General features: G+C 66.6%; 15 protein-coding genes. 10 read left to right on the forward strand and 5 right to left on the reverse strand.

Going from position 1 to position 15,421, the window contains the following annotated elements; genetic code table 11:
- Window positions 1–418 precede the first annotated feature (418 nt).
- The 3 genes from I1A62_RS02340 (at window position 419) to I1A62_RS02350 (ending at window position 2,658) form a co-directional block, all read left to right on the forward strand.
- Window positions 419–787 (forward strand): DnaJ domain-containing protein, encoded by a 369-nt coding sequence (locus tag I1A62_RS02340; RefSeq protein WP_219453849.1) that lies wholly within the window; start codon window positions 419–421, stop codon window positions 785–787.
- Between the two features lie 288 nt (window positions 788–1,075).
- Window positions 1,076–1,582, forward strand: a complete 507-nt coding sequence (locus I1A62_RS02345) for an STAS domain-containing protein (protein WP_219453851.1) — start codon at window positions 1,076–1,078, stop codon at window positions 1,580–1,582.
- A 758-nt stretch (window positions 1,583–2,340) separates the two neighbouring features.
- Window positions 2,341–2,658: a WhiB family transcriptional regulator gene (locus I1A62_RS02350; RefSeq protein ID WP_219453853.1), complete on the forward strand. Its 318-nt coding sequence runs from the start codon at window positions 2,341–2,343 to the stop codon at window positions 2,656–2,658.
- On the opposite strand, the gene I1A62_RS45740 is transcribed toward I1A62_RS02350, so the two are convergent.
- Window positions 2,540–3,103 (reverse strand): zinc-ribbon domain-containing protein, encoded by a 564-nt coding sequence (locus I1A62_RS45740; RefSeq protein WP_257890370.1) that lies wholly within the window; start codon window positions 3,101–3,103, stop codon window positions 2,540–2,542. The genes I1A62_RS02350 and I1A62_RS45740 overlap by 119 nt on opposite strands.
- Before the next feature lie 459 nt (window positions 3,104–3,562).
- Here I1A62_RS45740 and I1A62_RS02360 point away from each other — a divergent pair, with 459 nt between their 5' ends.
- Both I1A62_RS02360 and I1A62_RS02365 read left to right on the forward strand, forming a co-directional pair.
- Entirely contained in the window at window positions 3,563–3,910 is a 348-nt protein-coding gene (locus I1A62_RS02360) for an Lsr2 family protein (RefSeq protein WP_219453855.1), read from the forward strand.
- A 193-nt stretch (window positions 3,911–4,103) separates the two neighbouring features.
- Window positions 4,104–4,733: a hypothetical protein gene (locus tag I1A62_RS02365; RefSeq protein ID WP_219453856.1), complete on the forward strand. Its 630-nt coding sequence runs from the start codon at window positions 4,104–4,106 to the stop codon at window positions 4,731–4,733.
- A 348-nt stretch (window positions 4,734–5,081) separates the two neighbouring features.
- On the opposite strand, the gene I1A62_RS02370 is transcribed toward I1A62_RS02365, so the two are convergent.
- From I1A62_RS02370 to I1A62_RS02385, 4 genes are all read right to left on the reverse strand, one after another.
- A complete protein-coding gene (locus tag I1A62_RS02370) occupies window positions 5,082–6,200 on the reverse strand; it encodes an MFS transporter (RefSeq protein WP_257890371.1) in 1,119 nt (372 codons plus the stop codon).
- A 1,115-nt stretch (window positions 6,201–7,315) separates the two neighbouring features.
- Window positions 7,316–7,777: a hypothetical protein gene (locus I1A62_RS02375; RefSeq protein ID WP_257890372.1), complete on the reverse strand. Its 462-nt coding sequence runs from the start codon at window positions 7,775–7,777 to the stop codon at window positions 7,316–7,318.
- 83 nt (window positions 7,778–7,860) lie between these two features.
- Complete coding sequence (locus I1A62_RS02380) at window positions 7,861–8,505, reverse strand: TetR/AcrR family transcriptional regulator (RefSeq protein WP_219453858.1); 645 nt, start codon at window positions 8,503–8,505, stop codon at window positions 7,861–7,863.
- Window positions 8,506–8,630: 125 nt separating this feature from the next.
- Window positions 8,631–9,218, reverse strand: a complete 588-nt coding sequence (locus I1A62_RS02385) for a hypothetical protein (RefSeq protein WP_219455039.1) — start codon at window positions 9,216–9,218, stop codon at window positions 8,631–8,633.
- Between the two features lie 183 nt (window positions 9,219–9,401).
- On the opposite strand from I1A62_RS02385, the gene I1A62_RS02390 reads away from it, so the two are divergent.
- Genes I1A62_RS02390 through I1A62_RS02410 form a run of 5 tightly spaced genes read left to right on the forward strand, consistent with a single transcriptional unit; the run spans window position 9,402 to window position 15,250 of the window.
- Window positions 9,402–10,535 carry a VOC family protein gene (locus I1A62_RS02390; RefSeq protein WP_219453860.1) on the forward strand — a complete coding sequence of 378 codons (1,134 nt, stop codon included), beginning with the start codon at window positions 9,402–9,404 and terminating at the stop codon, window positions 10,533–10,535.
- On the forward strand, window positions 10,532–11,470 hold the full coding sequence (locus tag I1A62_RS02395; protein ID WP_219453862.1) for a fumarylacetoacetate hydrolase family protein: 939 nt from the start codon (window positions 10,532–10,534) through the stop codon (window positions 11,468–11,470). The genes I1A62_RS02390 and I1A62_RS02395 overlap by 4 nt, the downstream gene beginning before the upstream one ends.
- Window positions 11,467–13,356 carry an acyl-CoA synthetase gene (locus I1A62_RS02400; protein ID WP_219453864.1) on the forward strand — a complete coding sequence of 630 codons (1,890 nt, stop codon included), beginning with the start codon at window positions 11,467–11,469 and terminating at the stop codon, window positions 13,354–13,356. The genes I1A62_RS02395 and I1A62_RS02400 overlap by 4 nt, the downstream gene beginning before the upstream one ends.
- Window positions 13,353–13,709, forward strand: coding sequence for a DoxX family protein (locus tag I1A62_RS02405; RefSeq protein ID WP_219453866.1), 357 nt, complete (start codon window positions 13,353–13,355; stop codon window positions 13,707–13,709). The genes I1A62_RS02400 and I1A62_RS02405 overlap by 4 nt, the downstream gene beginning before the upstream one ends.
- A complete protein-coding gene (locus I1A62_RS02410; protein WP_219453868.1) occupies window positions 13,706–15,250 on the forward strand; it encodes a bifunctional 3-(3-hydroxy-phenyl)propionate/3-hydroxycinnamic acid hydroxylase in 1,545 nt (514 codons plus the stop codon). The genes I1A62_RS02405 and I1A62_RS02410 overlap by 4 nt, the downstream gene beginning before the upstream one ends.
- The last annotated feature ends 171 nt before the right edge of the window (window positions 15,251–15,421 follow it).

Below are 15,421 nucleotides of genomic sequence, written 5' to 3' on the forward strand. Positions count from 1 at the left end.
CTGGTACACAGCACCGATCCGGGGCCGCCGACCCACCGACGAGACACACCGGCGCCACCACACCCACAGCGATGATGTTCGGGCGCACCGCCATTGACGATGGCACCCTTTCGACGTCGGCCGCCCCGGCTCCGGCCACCCGCCACGCACACGAAAAACCACACCCGCGTCGAACCACCGCACGCGGGGAACCGGCAGAGATAAGCAGTGCCGCAGGCGGGCTCGCGGTGCGGACGAAGCCGACGCACCCGGTGACCCGGACGCGTACCCGAACGGGCGGCGGGGGCCGCCGCCACGCACGCGGTCTTGCGGCGCGAAACGACAAGGTCGTGTCGAACACTGCGGGCCCGGTCCCCACGCGTCGGAGCGCGGCGACCACACAGATGCGGGGGGCGAAGCGGGACGAGGAAGGGTGACGATGAGCGTCGACCGAGATCCGTACCGGGTGCTGGGACTGACCCCCGCGGCCTCCCAGTCCGAGATCGCCCGCGCCTACCGGCGCCTGCTCCGCCGACACCACCCCGACACCCGCGGACCGGGGCCCGCGGACCCCGGTGCCGACGAACACCTGCAACAGATCCTCGCCGCCTACACCCTGCTGCGCGACCCGGTCCGCGCCCGCGACCACACCGACCTCCGGGGCGCCGAGCCCGACCGGCAGCGGCGGGCCCCGCCACCACCGGCACCCGACCCACCCCGGATTCGCGTGCGGATCGTGCCGCGTCCCGCGGCCCGCCGCATGTTCGGCGTCACCGTGCGGATCGGCCCGGTGCACTGGCACCACTGACCGCGCGCGACCCCCAGGTATGTCCTCGTCGGAGAGCGTCCGCGCGAGAAGGGCAGGCATCCCGCCGAGCCTCGACGCGGCCCGGGTGAAGCGGGCGTCGGCGCCACACCGGCGGGTGCTGCGCCGATGCTGGGGTTTCTTTCCGGCTGCAGCGGGGTTACCGTCGTCGTCACAGGTTCAGACAGCAGCCGCCGAACTTCATCCACTGCGGCCGCTGTGCGTGCACCCACCTCCCTCCCCCACCGGCAGGGTGCCCGCTCCCCGACCGCCCCCTTTTCGGGAGCGACCATGACCTACCTGCGATCGGTCATCGAAAGCCCACAACGCCTACGCCTGTCCCTGTCCGAAACCGCCGGCTGGGACCGAGCCGACTCCGACCACAGCCCTTTCACCCTCAAGATCGACGAACCCACCGGCGGTCCGATCGTGCTGCGCCTGAGCGGCGACGTCGACGCGATCACCGCCCCGATACTCACCGCCTGCCTCGACGAAGTCGTGCTACACGGCCGCAGCGCCGTCGTCGACCTGCTCGACACCAGCTTCGTCGGAACCGCGGCCCTGTCCGCACTCGCCGAGGCCGGCCCCCGCATCCGCGAGCAACGCGGCCACCTGACCGTCGCCGCACCTCACCCTCTGCGCCGCATCATCGCACGGGTCGGCATGGACACCGTGCGAACCTTCGACAGCCTCGCGCACGCCTTCACCGCCGCCCACGGCGGGCCACAGTGGACCGGCGGGCAACCGACGGACCCGACGACCGACCTCCCGCCCACGCCGCGGCGACAGACCCGGTGACCGTGCCATCGCCGACCGTGCCCGCCGTCCGAGGACCTCCCGTCACCGACAGGCTCAGCGCCCACTCTCCCGCCGTCCCCCCGAAACCGTCGCCGCGGGCATGTGACGCCCACTACTCCTTACCGATTTCGTCGAAACGTCAATCAGACCCTCGCTACCCTAGGCATAACACCTCGTCAGACCCATAGTTCGGTCAACGACGAAGGTGTGGAGGCACCCCCGAGACCGCCGCCTCCGTCGTGTCCCCGATGTCGAGCCCAGGCATCAGCACCCCACCCCGAGCGCGTGGGGCGCACCGGCCGCCGATACCCCCGATCGGTACCACCCGTACTCACCCGCGCCCGCTCGCCGCAGCGGAACCCGTCCATCGTGCGACAGGACGAGGGGTCCTGTCGCACACCATCATCGGGTCCGCGACCGGTGTCCACCCCTGACCCGCGCACCCTCGTCCACGCGCACCGCCCCGCTCCGCTTCCCCGCGCCCACCACGATCCCGCATCACCATTCACCGCCCCACCGGAAGAACACACCATGCCCCTCCCCGCCCACCCCCGCAACGCAGCACCCGGCCACGCGATGAATACCGCCACCATCAAAGCCCACCTCGCGGCCATGTTCGCCCAACACGACACCCCACCCCGTCCGGAGCACGAAAGACCCGAACCCTGCGGCACCCGTCCGAGCGGGCGTACTGACACCACGCACCACCCTCCCACCCCTCTCATCACTGCCCATCACCCCAGTACCGGAAGAGATGCATGAACACCCCCGAACACCTTCGCCCGCACCCGCACACCCAGTCGGACTGGCAGCACCACGGAGCCTGCCGCGGCACCGAGACGACCGTGTTCTACTCCCCCGAGGGCGAACGCGCCGGAGCCCGCGCCCGACGAGAACGGGCGGCGAAGCAGATCTGCCAGCAGTGTCCAGTGCTCACCGCATGCCGCGACCACGCCCTCACCACCGGCGAGTCCCACGGCATCTGGGGCGGACTGACCGAACGAGACCGCACCCGCCACCACCGCCGCACCCGCACACCCCACCGCCGGACCGGACCCGGACCCGGACCGCGGTGATGCCCACACGCCGCGTCCCCGCTCCCACAGTTCCTGCGGCCGTGAGCTCCGGGGCGTAGCCGACATGTGTGCGGCCGAGGGGGGCGGCGGCGGCCGAGCCGTCGAGCGCGTCGAGGATCAGCCGGGTGTGCTCGGTGACCTCGCACCTCTCGCACGGGTGGGCGAGCACACGGAAGGTGGTTTCGCTGGGCCGGAGCCTACGGTGACCGCAACTGTGCACGACGGCGCCAGGCGCGACGCAGTACAGGCAGGCGTAGAGATCGCCCTTCTTCCACCTCGCGTGCGATCGCCGTTGCAGCGGGGTCTCGCGCCACTCGTGCCCGACAGGGCATCGCCACCACAGCATCTCGTGGGACGAGTTCGAGATCGCATCCAGATCGACCCCGACATTGCGGGTCGGATGGAGTTGACGAAACAGTTCCGGGTGCTCGTCTTGGAGACGCATTACCCCCCTTGGGCTTCGATGGATAGAGATACTCTCTCGTGCATCCAAGTGCGCGGAATTGCACCCGGCGCAACCTCAGTCGCCGTTAGAGCGCTAGGACAGCCAGGTCAGGAACCCCAGGACGAAGACCCCCAGGCCGGCTGAACAGCACCGGGAACTCCAGTGCTGACCTTCATCCGGCCGAGGACACCTGTGGACGGGAGGTACCCGATTGCGGCGGCCGATCGCACCGAGAATCATCACGTGCCACGCCCAGGGGGCGGGAAAGTTCGTCATACCCGTGAACGGTAGCCAAACCTCGAAAGTCCCCGGAGCAGGTGTTTGCTCGCCTTGACCAGCAGCGATGCTTCGGCGGCATCGCTGAGCCTAACAAACACGACCACACGTCGGGCGTGTCGTAGCGCTGATGCCGCCAGTAATGTCGATCCGGTCGGTACCGGAAAACAAGGAGTGGAATCTGTGGCACGCAAGGTCGTAGTGGAGATGGTCGACGACATCGACGGCACCGCCATCGGTGACGATGGCGAGAGCATCCACTATGCCGTCGACGGCGTCGAGTACGTGATCGACCTGAAGGACGAGCACGCGAAAGAACTCCGCGAGACCTTCGAGTACTACATCGCACACTCCACCCGGGTCGGCGGCCGCAAGCACCGCGCCGACCGGCCGAGCAACGCCACTGCCGGGAAGCGGCCGCGGGGCGAAACACAGAAAATCCGCGCCTGGGCGCTCGAGCAGGGATACGAACTCTCCACCCGCGGACGTATCCCCACCGAGGTCGAACAGGCCTTCCACGCCGCCCACTGACGGCCCCGCCCGCCCCGCCGAACCGGCGACATTGCCCACTACCGGCCACCAGCAGCCGACACCCAGGCCAGCACGATGACCGAAGCCGGGTCGTCACGATCATCGCAGCGGCGGCCGTGACGGGCTGGTAGACAAACCAGGTGTGGTGCAACGATCTGATCAGGAGGCCTCGATGCCGCGACCATCGTCATGGTTGAGCACCACCGCGGCCACCCTCGGCGGCGAACTGGCACGCATCGGCCTGACCGTCCCCACCGACCAACTCCAGGCCCTGCTCACCGACCGAGTCGCTGCCGTAGCGGAGCAGATGCACATCACCGAACGCACCGCCCGCCGGTACTTCGACCACGACACACTGCACGCCCTCGCCCGTGAAATGGCCCTGAGCATCAAAGAAGAGGCACCCGGCGCCGACCTGCTGACCCTGCCCCGCACCATCGCCATGCCCCTGACCACCCTCGGTGCAACGATCGCCGCCCTCGTCGAGGCCACCGCCCTCGGCGGCGCCGACAAAGACCCCGACCAGCCGGCACAAGCGATGGCACTGATCTCCACCCTCGGCGTAATGACCAGAGACCACGACGGTGACCTCCCCACCGTCTGGGTGCCGCAGCCGCTCCTCATGCGAGCGGCGCGGCTCATCGAGAACACCGCCGACCTCGTACACCACGGCTGCCCACTACCACCGGACGTCGCCGAAGACGTCCGACCCCACCTGCAGACGACACTCCGCGAAGACGCCGCCCGGCTGCGGGCACTGATCCCCGACACCGACCGACGGTCCGGCTCCGGCCTGTGGGCGGTTCCCGACAATTCATCGTGACTCCCGCGGCCGCGATCGCGCCGGCGGAAACGATCAACTCGTAGGCCACTCCCGAACGCAGTGACCAGATCCGGCGCCGCAAGGCCCAGGGGCCGGACGGGGATGGACCGCCTGGGATTCGACTCTGCTGAGTCAGGCCGCGAACGAAGGCTGGGCGGATAGACAGATCCTGGGGAAGTCAACCAAACCTCGGCGACAGACGGTCCACAAGTCAATCCTCCCAGCCTTCTCCAGTACGGTACTGACCTGCCGATCCGAGTCGAAACTGATGCCTTCAACAAGTCGACGATTCACTGTCTCCCTATCCGGACAGCCAGTCCCAGAGCCCTACCTCTGTGTAGCAGAAACCTACCGAGCAGCAACCGGGGTGTGAGCCTTCCCGGACTTTGCCACAGCTACGGTATCGGCGGTGGATCCGATGAACGCGTCTACCTCCGACCGCCGGCCCCTACCCCAGGTTTCACGCGTGAACAGGACACCCAGAAGACCCAGCACGCCGACGAAGAGAATGAACATCGCCGGTCCCTGCCATCCGAACTTGTCCGCCAACAACGTTGCGATGAACGGTGAGAAGCCGGAGAGGGATGCGGAAATCTGGTAGCCGGCAGAGGCTCCGGATGCTCGGCCGCTAGTCTGAAAGAGATCGGCAAACCAAGCACCTTGAACACCGGCGAAGGCAGCCCAGATCACGCCGATGCTGACGACGAACGCAAGTACGATCAGCAGCGGCTGAGCGGTGTGGACGAGCCCGAAAACCGGGAAGGCCCACGCCATCACTGCCAATGAAGCAACAAAATACACAGGCTTACGTCCCACTCGATCTGAGAGGTGACCGTAGAACATGATCATGCCCACTGCGACCACCGAGCCGGCCACCGATGCAAGCAGAACAACACTGCGAGGTGCCAGGTCGTTGGCGGAGACATAGTTGAGAATGTATGTCACCGTCACGAAGTAGCCGCAGGATTCGACGAGTCGCAGTGAGATGATGCGGAGAACGGTTCGCCAATCGTCCCGAAACACTTTAAAGAGAGGGTTTTTCGCGATCTTGCCTTCGTCTTTGATTTCCTCGAACTCGGGAGATTCTTCGAGAGTCAACCGCACGACCATGCCGACTGCGATCAGGATGAGCGATGCCAAGAACGGAACGCGCCAAGCCAGATCACCTGGCAAGGCGGAAGACACCAGGAAGGTCAGGCTTGCCAACGCGACACCTGCGGGCATACCGGCCATCGGTATCGAGGCGAAAAAGCCTCTCCGCCGCCAGGGAGCGGATTCGTACGTCATAATCACGGCACTTCCCCACTCTGCGCCGAATGCCAATCCCTGAATAACACGAACGGCAATGAGCAGGATCGGCGCGAGTATGCCGATGCTTGCGTAGGTCGGCAGCAGGCCGATCATGGCAGTGGCGATTCCCATCACCAGTAGTGCCCAGAAGAACTGGCCGGCGACCGATGCGGTCACCGAAATATCCTCCGATCAGGCCGCCGAGAGGTCGCACGAGGAACCCGACACCGAAGGTAGCGAACGCGAGCAACGTACCCATTGTGGGGTCGCTGTCCGGAAAGAACGCGTGTCCGAAGTAGAGGGCTGCTGCCATGCCGTACGCGAGAAAGTCGTAAGTTTCGACACACGTACCGGCAGTGGCAGCGAGTGCTGTCTTGGTTTTGCCGCGTACGCCGTGGCGAGCGCGAGCACGCCGTTCGTCGAGCTGGGGTGTGGTCACTGTCGGAACTCCTTCTGAAAATGCGTCCCGGTGGCCAGGCTTCGATGCCCGGCCAACTCCAAGACGGGATCCGGCGACCAACGTTGTTGCCGCCTTCTGAGTTCGCAGCTCAGGTCGACTCGCTCGCCGCGCCGACTCTGCCAGGGCGATTGGCATTCCCGAGGCGGATCCGCTAAGCCACGAGGCCGATCACATCTGCTGGAACCATGTTGCGCGGCTCACAGCCTCAGGTCCAATACCGATTGCACGTCGAGGTTATTGCCAGGATGTATGAATCAGACGACCGAACCCTGACACGGTTCTTGCAAGCGGTACGCGACGTCCAACAGTGCACCTCAGCGAGCAGACGATCGGATCTGGGCGATGCCGGAGGAACCGGTTCGCTTCGGATACGTGATGTTGTGGGATGGTCCAGACGATCCGTCGAGGACGGTCAGAAGAATCCGTGTGGTCCGGTCCCTTTCGTGCGAATACATGCACCTCAACGCCGGATCAGCTGCGGAACGGGTGGGCTCGAGTCGACAACTGACCGCAACCCCTCGACGTGTCTGACATGCCCGCTTTCCAACGTGGTTGTAGATCCTGCTGTTGGACACGTTGAAGCCGGTTACCGTCGAAAGAAGCGATATGCTGCTTTGCTGTTGCGCGTCGGATGTGTGGTCTTCAAATGCGGCCATAGCGGGCGCGGCGTCACTGTTCTATCACTGACTTTCGAACGTACGCACGGATTCCCGGCAACGCTCGAGGACACTTCTCCCGGCCGTCGAGAACGGTGCAGCCCGGTTTGGCCGCGCGCGGCACCGAAAGAAAGGTTTCCGATGCGGCCATCGGCCGCACCCGCCGATAAGGCAACTCAGCTATAGGCTCGGTAGTAGGGCAACGGAGTGGGAGCGACGTCCGCTCGCAGTGCATGCGCCGCTCGAATCGCGAAGTTCGGATCCCTGAGGAGCTCTCTTCCGACCAACACCACATCGGCCTGTCCGGCCAGTAGAATCTGCTCCGCTTGCATCGGATCTTGAATCAACCCGACTGCACCAGTTGCAATGCCCGCGCGCTGCCTGATCTCGGCAGCGAAGTGAACCTGATAACCAGGTCCAGCCGTGATCGGCGCCAGCACGTTGCCACCGGTCGATACGTCGATGAGGTCGACACCGTGCATTTTCAGCCAGGTCGTGACCTCGACAGTCTCGTCCAGATTGAACCCGCCCTCGGCCCAGTCCGTCGCGGAGAGCCGAACGAGGAGAGGGATGTCGTCCCCGACCTCAACGATATCGGCGAAAAGCTCAAGAAGGCTGTTGCCAGTCTCGGTCCTCAATACGGGCTCAGACTGAGCTGAAAGCCTGAACGGCCCGGCGCGCGCCAGGCGAAGGATCTCGTGCGGCTGTGTGGCGTTGCGCCTCAGGGTTGATAGTCGGCGTCGGGTAGGGGGCGTCGGCAGATTTCGTGGGCTTCGTCGGCCGAGATGCCGAACATGCGCAACAGGTCCTCGGTGACGTGGTCGGTGTCCTCCGCGTCGTCACGTTCGGGGTGGTCGTGCAGCAGTTGCCCCAGGCACAGTGCGGCCCCTGCTGTGATTGTCAGGGCCAGTTCGGGGTCGCGCACGCTGAACCGGCCCGCACGGGCAGCGGCTTCGATGTCGCGGCGCGCTCTCGGCGCCAGACCTTTGTCCGAGCTGACCAGACTCGGTCCGTCGCGGAGCAGAACTTTGCTCAGTTCGGGATTTCGGCGATGCAGGCGTCCGGTCAGACGGAAGCTCTGCGCGAAGATCTGGGCAGGGTCGTCCAGATCGGCGGTCAGTTCGTCGAGTACCGCGCCGTGGCGGTCGAGGGCCTCCTCCACGGCGGCGTGGAAGAGCTCCTCCTTGGTCTGAAAGTGGTTGTAGAACGACCCCATTCCGACATCAGCGGCCTGGGTGATCTCGAGAATCGGGGCGGTCAGTTTCCCCGCCGCCATGAAGGACTGGGCTGCGCGTACGAGTGCGGCGCGGGTGCGCGCCTTGCGCCGTTCCAGACGGTTCGGTGCATCGGTGATCTGCTCGGTCATGCCTGGGTGCCCTTCTCCTGATCCGTCCGATCCTGCCCTACCCTACCCGTGTGTATTCAATATTGACGAATTCCTCACACTTGGCAGCTGCTCCAGTCGGCAAGCAACGGCCACACATGGACTGACTAATGGCCGAGGATCTTGATTCCGATTACAAGTACGCCCACACCGACCAACCCCGTGATGGTGAACAGCTGTTGCCACCAACGTAATTGGGCCATTCGCACGGCAAGCAGAGCAATGACCCCGAGTTCGACAACGAGGATCCACATCGCGATCCACATCGCTGTGGATGTGCCCAGAAGTCCGACGGCGGCTGCGACCAATACCAGCAGGGGCAAGACCGCGGCCTCCACAATCTGGCCGGAGGCCTGCAGCATCCGCAGCGCCGCCCGTCCGCGCGGAGCACTGTGGAACGCGCCGAGATGTGCTACCCAGTCGGCCAGCAGGCTCGCTACCCAGAGCCCGCCGGTGGCCACCGCGACATCGAGGACCCGAGCCCAGGGGCTCGTCTCGGGAGCCGTATAGCGAACGAGGACGGCGAGCGTCGCCAAACACGTCATCGCGCCGTACACACGCTCCCGCAGGAGCGCGACAACCTGCCCTACGGGAATCTCTTCCCGATTCGCCTCGCCGGCCGCGCCAGTCACTTCGGTCACCACTCGAATCGGTTCGAATCTGCCTTGTCCGAGCAACCGCTGCACCAATCCCATTCCAGCCATTCGTATCCCGTCGACGCCGCGCCTTCCCGCGACCTGACCGTCCTCGACCCGTTTAACCAGGTCGACCCGGCTCACCCTACCGCGTGTCATCAATATTGACGAATTGCTCAGAACATCTTGACTGACGATATCATCGTCAGTGACGATATCCTCACAACCTGAAGGGAGTGGTCAATGACTGCCCACCATGACCCGCATACCGGTCTGCACAGCGAGCAGGGCGCGCTGGCGGGCGAGCACCGCGGGCGGGCCGCCGAGCCGATCATCAAGGTCCATGACCTCGCGTGGCTGGAGTTCGAAAAACCCGACCTCGAGCGGGCGGAGGCGTTCGCCCAGGCCTTTGGTTTTGCGACGGCGCTTCGCACCGCACACGAACTGCAGTTGCGCGGGTCGGACCCCGGTTCGCCCTGTGTGCTCATCCGCCGGGGTCCACGGTCTCGGTTCGTCGGTCCCGCCTTCCGGGCGGCGGACGCGACCGACGTGCTGCGGCTGGCGGACGCGGTCGGGGGTGCGGTCGTGCCCCTGCCCGAGAGTCTGGGCGGGATCACGGTCGATCTCACCGATCCCAGCGCGCTGGGAGTGCGGGTCGTGTCCGACACGTTCGAGTTGCCAGCGCTGTCCGACCAGGCCCCGCTTCCCCTGAATTTCGGTCACGACCCCGTCCGGGTGAACGCCCCTCAGCGGCCGCCCCGCGCGCCGGCCACCGTGCAGCGGCTCGGTCACGTCGTGCTCCAGACGACGACGTATCTCGAAACGCTCAATTGGTACCTCGAGCACCTCGGACTGATCGTTAGCGACTTCCTCTACTACCCCGGGCAACGGGCCCGGGGTCCGATCATGAGCTTCATCCGCTGCGACCGGGGCGCCACGCCCACCGACCATCACACCCTCGCGATGGTTCTCGGCCCGGCCAACCGCTATGTGCATTCGGCATATCAGGTCGCCGACCTCGACTGCCTCGCCGCGGGAGGCGAATACCTGCTCGACCGGGGCTACCGCCGGTCCTGGGGCATCGGCCGGCACATCCAGGGCAGCCAGATCTTCGACTACTGGCGCGACCCCGACGGATTCATGGTCGAGCACTTCAGCGACGGCGATCTCTTCGACGACACCCTCGACGCGGGCTGGGCACCGATGACCGCGTCCGGACTGGCCCAGTGGGGGCCGCCCGCCAGCAAAGACTTCCTCGGGGTGAACCCCGGTCGGGAATCACTTCAGGAACTGCGCGCCGTTGTCCACGCGCTGCGCGCCGACAACGAATTCGACCTCCACCGCCTCCGCGGCCTTCTGAAAGTTGCCAGCTCATGACCCTCTCCGTCCTCCGCACCGCCGACGCCTGGTGGGTCGACACACCCACCGGTGCCGCGCAGGTAGACACCGCGGCCACCACCACCGCCCAACTGCTGGCCGACCGACCAGCCGTCGAGGCAGCGGCGTCCAGCAAGGGCACCGTGAACGTCGCGACCCTCCGGTTGCTCTCCCCGGTCACCGCCCCCTGCCGGGTGGTCGCACAGATGACGAACTTCGCCTCGCACGTCAAGGACGCCGGGATGAACCCCGACACCATTCCGTTGACCTTCTTCCGCAAGGCATCCGGTTCGATCAGCGGCCCCACCGACGACGTGATCCGTCCTGCCCATGTCCGGCTACTGGACTACGAGGTGGAGATCGGGCTCGTCCTCGCCCGCGACATCCCGGTCGGGACCGAGATCACCGCAGACACTCTCGCCGATCACGTGGCCGGCCTGGTCGTCACCAACGACATCTCCGCGCGCGACATCCAGCTTCCGAAAACGCAGTTCTACGAAGCCAAGTCATATCCGACGTTCACCCCGGTCGGCCCCGCCCTCGTACTGCTGGACGGCGACGAGCTGAAGCGGTTCACCGACCTGCGCCTGCGGCTGTGGGTCAACGGTGAGCCGCGCCAGAACATGACCGTTGCCGACATGATCTACCAGCCGACCGAGACTCTGCAGGCGCTGACCCGGTTTCAACGCCTCGACGCCGGGGACTTGCTGCTGACCGGAACACCGGTCGGGACGGCCCTGTCTGCGCCGCCGAAGCCGGTGCAGAAGTTCGTGGGTCTGCTGCCGGACGACGTCAAGTGGAAGATGTTCTTCTCCGGCCAGGCCAAGAACTCGAACTACCTGCAGGACGGCGACCTCATCGAAGCCACCGTCTTCACCGACGACGGGACCATCGACCTGGGGCGCCAGCGCACGGTGGTGAGGTACGCGCGATGACCACCGACCTGCTGTGGCCGCGGTATGCGGCTCCCACGGATCTGACGACGATCGAGGCCGTGCCGCTGCGCGATCGGGGGCTTCCGGAGTCCACCTATGCGTTGCTCACACGCGCGGCCCGCATGTGGCCGGATCGTCTCGCGCTCACTGTCCTACCGGACGGTGCCCGGTGGCGGGAGCCGTTGCAGCGCAGTTTCTCCGAACTACTCGACGATGTTCATCGTTACGCGAACCTGCTCCATCGTCTGGGGGTGCGGCGCCGGGACGCGGTCGCCGTGATGGCGCCCAACTGCGCCGAGTTGATCCCCGCGACTCTCGCCGCACAGCTCGCCGGCATCGCTGCTCCCCTCAACGCCGCGCAGTCGCCGCAGCACATCGCCGAATTGCTGCGCCGCTCGGGCGCCCGGGTACTCGTCGCGGCCGGACCGGAACTTGCGCCGCAGACCTGGGACGCCGCGCACCGGATCGCTTTGAGCGGGACGGTGGATGCCGTGCTGGTGTTGCGGCCCATCGGCGCCGCCGGCGCGCCCGCGGGCCTGCCCGAGGTCGACGGAGTGCGGATCGGCTATCTCAGTGCGCTGTCGGCCGACATGGAGTACTCCGACTTCGTCGGTGATCCCCCCGGTGGGTGCGACGTGGCCGCACTGTTTCACACCGGTGGTACCACCGGTGTTCCGAAGCTGGCCGCCCACACCCACGACAACGAGGTCGCCGATGCCTGGATGCTGGCCGCGAACTCGTCGTGGGACTCGGACGCCGTCGTCTTCGCCGCCCTGCCGCTGTTCCATGTCAATGCCTTGATGGTCACGCTGCTGGCGCCGCTGTTCAAGGGCCAGGGTGTGGTGTGGGCCGGCCCGCTCGGCTATCGCGACCCGATGCTGTTCACCGAATTCTGGAAGATCGTCGAGCACTACCGCATCGCGTCGATGAGCGCGGTGCCCACCGTCTACGGAGCGCTCGCGCAGCGCCCGGTCGACGCCGACATCAGTAGTCTGCGCTTCGCCATGGTGGGAGCGTCGCCTCTCCCGACCGCGGTCGCCACCACGTTCCAGGACCACACGGGTGTGCCCCTGCTCGAAGGTTACGGACTGACGGAGGCAACCTGCGCGAGTGCCCGCAGCTTTCCCGACGCGCCACGACCTGGCTCGGTCGGGGTCCGGATGCCCTATCAGCAGGTCAAGGTGGTACGCGTCCGCGACGACGGCACCTGGGACGACCTACCCACCGGGGCCACCGGAGTGCTGGCGATCAGCGGTCCGACGGTGTTCGCCGGCTATGTTGCCGGCCACGACGAACACGGACCCGTTCTCGACGGCATGGGCAAACTGGTCGACGGCTGGCTCGACACCGGCGACCTGGCGCGCGTCGACAGCGACGGTTTCATCCACCTGGTCGGACGCGCGAAGGACGTCATCATCCGGGGCGGGCACAACATCGATCCCGCGGTCATCGAAGACGCCCTTCTGGCCCATCCGCAGGTCACCGCGGTCAGCGCGGTGGGACGCCCCGATGCCCACGCCGGCGAAGTGCCCGTTGCCTACGTCACCGTTGCCGCAGACGCCGACATCACCGCACACGAGCTACAAGCCTGGGCGGGCGAGCGCGTCCCCGAACGGGCCGCGGCACCCAAGGCGGTCACCATCCTCCCGGCGCTGCCGGTCACGGCAGTCGGCAAGCTCTACAAGCTCGCACTGCGCGCCGACGCGACACGGGCCGAGCTCGAGCACGCCCTCGCCACCGTCGCAGGCATCGACAGCATCCAGGCGTCCGTCGAGGACGGTTCGATCCTCGCCACCGTCGAGATCGACGGACCTGCCGGCGAACCGGAGGTCAAGGCGATCCTGAACCGATACGCGATCAATGGGAAGGTCACGGTGCGCACATGATCACCGCATCACTAGTTCTGGCGCTCTGCCTGGCAGTGTTCTACCTCCTGCTCGGCGTCGGCAAAATAGCGGCAACCTCCCCGATGCGGGAACGGGCCGCCCACGTCGGTATGCCCGTCAGCGCCTACCGGGGCATCGGTGCCCTCGAGGTCGCCGGCGGCGTCGGTCTCCTGATCGGCGGAGTTGTGCCGGCACTCGGCGCCGCCGCCGGCATCGGGCTCCTGCTCCTGATGGTCGGTGCCGTCGTCACACACGCACGCAACGGTGACGGACTGCGGGAGATGGCACCCGCCATCGTCGTCGGCGCAGCCATCGTGGCCTACCTCGTCGTCCTGCTCGGATCGATCCGATGAGCGAACGAATCGTCCCGGTCGTCATCGTCGGTGCCGGACCCACCGGACTGACCGCCGCCACACTGCTGGCCCGGTACGGTGTCGAGTGCCTGCTCCTCGAGCGCTGGGAGGGCGTCTATGCGCAGCCGCGGGCGGTCCACCTCGACGGTGAGATCCACCGGATCGTGGCGCACCTCGGGATCGCCGAGGAGTTCGCGGCGATCTCCCGGCCGTGCCTCGGGTTGCGGCTTGTCGACCGGAACATGCGCGTTCTCACCGAGTTCCACCGAAACCCCGGACCCGGCGTCCACGGCTACCCCGAGGCCAACATGTTCGACCAGCCGCAGTTCGAGGAGATCCTGCGCGCCAACCTGACACGGCACCCGAAGGCCTCTCTCCGCGGCAACGTCGAGGTCACCAGGCTGGCCGACGACCACACAACGGGCAGCGTTCGCGTCGACTTCACCGACCGCAGCACCGGTGTGCAGGAATCGGTGCAGGCCCGATACGTCCTCGGCTGCGACGGCGCCAACAGCCTGGTCAGAAACCAGATTCAGGCAACGATGCGGGACCTGAAATTCGACCAACGCTGGCTGGTCGTCGACGTCGCGACCACCACCGACCTCGGCGCATGGGAGGGCGCCCACCAGGTGTGCGACCCCGTGCGCGCGGCAACATACATGCGAATCGGACACACCCGCTACCGCTGGGAGTTCCGGCTCACACCCGGCGAGACCGCCGACGACTATCGCGACATCGCTCGACTGCACCCTCTCCTCTCACCGTGGACGCGGAACACGCCGGTCGACGAATTGACGCTGGTCCGCGTGGCCGAATACACCTTTCGAGCCCAAATCGCGGACCGATGGCGCGACCGCCGGGTGTTCCTACTCGGCGACGCCGCCCATCTCACACCGCCGTTCATCGGACAGGGGATGGGCGCAGGGATCCGCGACGCGATGAACCTCGCCTGGAAACTTGCCGGCGTCCTCACCGGAGATCTGCCCGAAAGCGCACTCGACACCTACGAGATCGAACGCAAACCCCACGCGCTCGCACTGATCCGGCGCGCCAAGCTCGTCGGAATGGCCATGACCGAAGGCGGCGAACTCGGCAACCTCATCCGTCGCCTCTTCCTACCACTGCTGCACCGCATCCCGGGCCTCGGCGACACGATCATGGACGGCGAAACCCCGGCCCTGCACCGCTCCACCCTGATAGAACGACCACGACTACGCCGAAGCCGAGCGGGCCGCCTGATCCCGAATCCAGACCTCGACCAAGGTCGCCGATTCGCCGAGGTCGCCGCCGGCCGGTTCGCGGTCGTCACCTCCCTCCCCCCGACCCCGACACAACGCACCGACATCGAACAACGCGGCGGCACCGTCCTGCTGGCTCAACCCGGCACCGATCTACACCGCTGGCTACGCCGCGGACGCGCCCGCGCCGCCATCATCCGGCCCGACGGCACCGTCCTCAGCACCGGCAACGACCTGTCCGCCCTCACCGCCGCCCTCCCCCGCTTCCACCCCGACCCCGTGCCGACGTCCTCACCCCAGTGACCCACCCGCGACGGAGCCTCCACTGCGCACGCACGCCGACGCTCCGAGGCACCGGCCCGACGCGTGACCCTCGCATTCGGGCCGGGCCCGGGTTCGGCCAGTGCACATCGAGATCGAAAATTGCTGCGCACCAGGCGAAGTGATTCGCACCATAAAATACTCGCCCGTAAC

Source organism: Rhodococcus sp. USK10, assembly GCF_019378875.1.
Taxonomy (GTDB): Bacteria; Actinomycetota; Actinomycetes; order Mycobacteriales; family Mycobacteriaceae; genus Rhodococcus_F; species Rhodococcus_F pseudokoreensis.

What these genes read in the sequence shown, in the direction of transcription:
- I1A62_RS45740 (WP_257890370.1), bottom strand. Translation starts at nt 3,103, where the DNA reads ATGCGTCTCCAAGACGAGCACCCGGAACTGTTTCGTCAACTCCATCCG.
- I1A62_RS02390 (WP_219453860.1), top strand. Translation starts at nt 9,402, where the DNA reads ATGACTGCCCACCATGACCCGCATACCGGTCTGCACAGCGAGCAGGGC.
- I1A62_RS02395 (WP_219453862.1), top strand. Translation starts at nt 10,532, where the DNA reads ATGACCCTCTCCGTCCTCCGCACCGCCGACGCCTGGTGGGTCGACACA.
- I1A62_RS02410 (WP_219453868.1), top strand. Translation starts at nt 13,706, where the DNA reads ATGAGCGAACGAATCGTCCCGGTCGTCATCGTCGGTGCCGGACCCACC.
- I1A62_RS02400 (WP_219453864.1), top strand. Translation starts at nt 11,467, where the DNA reads ATGACCACCGACCTGCTGTGGCCGCGGTATGCGGCTCCCACGGATCTG.
- I1A62_RS02340 (WP_219453849.1), top strand. Translation starts at nt 419, where the DNA reads ATGAGCGTCGACCGAGATCCGTACCGGGTGCTGGGACTGACCCCCGCG.
- I1A62_RS02385 (WP_219455039.1), bottom strand. Translation starts at nt 9,218, where the DNA reads ATGGGATTGGTGCAGCGGTTGCTCGGACAAGGCAGATTCGAACCGATT.
- I1A62_RS02345 (WP_219453851.1), top strand. Translation starts at nt 1,076, where the DNA reads ATGACCTACCTGCGATCGGTCATCGAAAGCCCACAACGCCTACGCCTG.
- I1A62_RS02405 (WP_219453866.1), top strand. Translation starts at nt 13,353, where the DNA reads ATGATCACCGCATCACTAGTTCTGGCGCTCTGCCTGGCAGTGTTCTAC.
- I1A62_RS02350 (WP_219453853.1), top strand. Translation starts at nt 2,341, where the DNA reads ATGAACACCCCCGAACACCTTCGCCCGCACCCGCACACCCAGTCGGAC.
- I1A62_RS02380 (WP_219453858.1), bottom strand. Translation starts at nt 8,505, where the DNA reads ATGACCGAGCAGATCACCGATGCACCGAACCGTCTGGAACGGCGCAAG.